This window comes from Streptomyces sp. NPDC101225, from assembly GCF_044767585.1.
Taxonomy (GTDB): Bacteria; Actinomycetota; Actinomycetes; order Streptomycetales; family Streptomycetaceae; genus Streptomyces.
This window is the reverse complement of record NZ_JBIWOE010000099.1, coordinates 1-1,737: the sequence shown is the minus strand read 5'-3', so window position 1 is coordinate 1,737 and position 1,737 is coordinate 1. Positions and strand designations below refer to the sequence as shown.

The 1,737-nt window shown below is 73.6% G+C and carries 2 protein-coding genes; both read left to right on the top strand.

Annotated features, from left to right (window positions below; all coding sequences use genetic code 11):
* A partial coding sequence (locus tag ACIRPX_RS45895; RefSeq protein ID WP_404206131.1) for a Dyp-type peroxidase occupies positions 1 to 1,109 on the top strand: 1,109 nt, incomplete at its 5' end.
* A gap of 10 nt (positions 1,110 to 1,119) precedes the next feature.
* On the top strand, positions 1,120 to 1,737 hold a 618-nt coding region (locus ACIRPX_RS45890), incomplete at its 3' end, for a cytochrome c oxidase assembly protein (RefSeq protein ID WP_404206132.1).

The following is a 1,737-nucleotide window of genomic DNA, read 5'->3' as shown; positions in this document are numbered from 1 at the left end:
CGGTCGGCAGCACCGCCGTCCCCTTTTACGGCACCCACCAGGCGGGCATCACCACGCCCGCACAGGCCGTCGGCCACCTCATCGCCTTCGACCTGGCCGACGGCACCGGCCGCAAGGACGCCGCTGCGCTGCTGCGCCGCTGGTCCACGGCGGCCGCGGCGATGACCCAGGGCCACCCACCCCCCGCCCACGACGACCAGGTCGCCCTGGACGCCGGACCCGGCAGACTGACCGTGACCTTCGGCCTCGGCCGCACCTTCTTCGGCCGGACCGGCCTGGCCCACCGCGCCCCGGCCGCGCTCGTGCCCGTCCCGCGCTTCCCGTCCGACGCGATCGACCCCGGGCGCAGCGACGGCGACCTGTGGATCCAGATCGGCGCCGACGACCCGCTCGTCGCCTGGCACGCCCTGCACATCCTGCAGCGGGAGGCGGCCGGGGCGGCCGGGGTCCGCTGGCAGATGAGCGGCTTCAACCGCACCCCCGGCGCCACCACCCGCCCGAGGACCGTCCGCAACCTGATGGGCCAGCTCGACGGCACCGGCAACCCCAGGCCCACCGACAAGGACTTCGCCGCGAAGATCTTCGTCCCCGACGGCCACGGCCCCGGCGGCGAGGCGTGGATGACCGGCGGCTCCTACGCCGTCGTACGCCGCATCCGCATGCGCCTGGGCCACTGGGCCGACCTCACCCGGACCGAACAGGAAGAGGTCGTCGGCCGTCGCAAGGACACCGGCGCGCCCCTGTCGGCCCCGGCCGGCGCACCTGAGACCACCCCCATGGACCTGAACAGGTTCACCTCCCGCGGCTCCCTCGCCATTGCCGCCGACGCCCACATCCGCGTCGCCGCACCCGAGTCCAACGACGGCGCGACGATGCTGCGCCGCGGCTTCTCCTACCACGACGGATACACCGCCGACGGCCGGCCGGACGCGGGACTGCTGTTCATCGCCTGGCAGGCCGACCCCGCCGCCTTCGTCGAGGTGCAGACGAAACTCGACGGCGCCGACCACCTCACCCGCTTCATCCGCCACGAGTCCAGCGCCCTGTTCGCCGTCCCGGGCGGCGCGGCACCGGGCGAGTACATCGGCCAGAGCCTGCTGGAGGACTGACGTGGACGGCATGCAGCACATGCACATGACCGGTCCGATGTGGATGCCCGCCGCACCACCGACGCTCTCACGACTGCTTGCCTGGCATCCGCAGCCACTGCCGGTGGAACCGCTCGCCTGCGCGCTGGCCCTGGCCGCCTACGGTCTGGGCGTGTGGCGGCTGCGGCGGCGCGGCGACCGCTGGCCCCTCGCCCGCACCCTGCTGTGGACCGCCGGAGTGCTCACCGTCGCGGAGGTCACCTGCACCGGCGTGGGCGGCTACGGCATGGAGATGTTCAGCGTCCACATGGTGCAGCACATGGTGCTCTCCATGCTCTCGCCCATCCTGCTCCTGCTGGGCGCCCCCGTCACCCTCGCCCTGCGGGCCCTGCCCACCGCCGCGCGCGGCCGCCTGGGCCCCCGAGAGGTGCTCACCCGGCTTCTGCACAGCCGGGCGGCGCGGGTGGTCTCGTCCCCGCTGTTCACCCTGCCGCTGTTCATCGCCAGCCTCTACGGGCTGTACTTCACCCCCTTGTTCGACCTCCTGATGGGCGGCTGGCTCGGCCACGAGTGGATGCTCGCCCACTTCCTGGCGACCGGGCTGCTGTTCTTCTGGCCCATCCTCGGCGTCGACCCCGCCCCCCGGCGC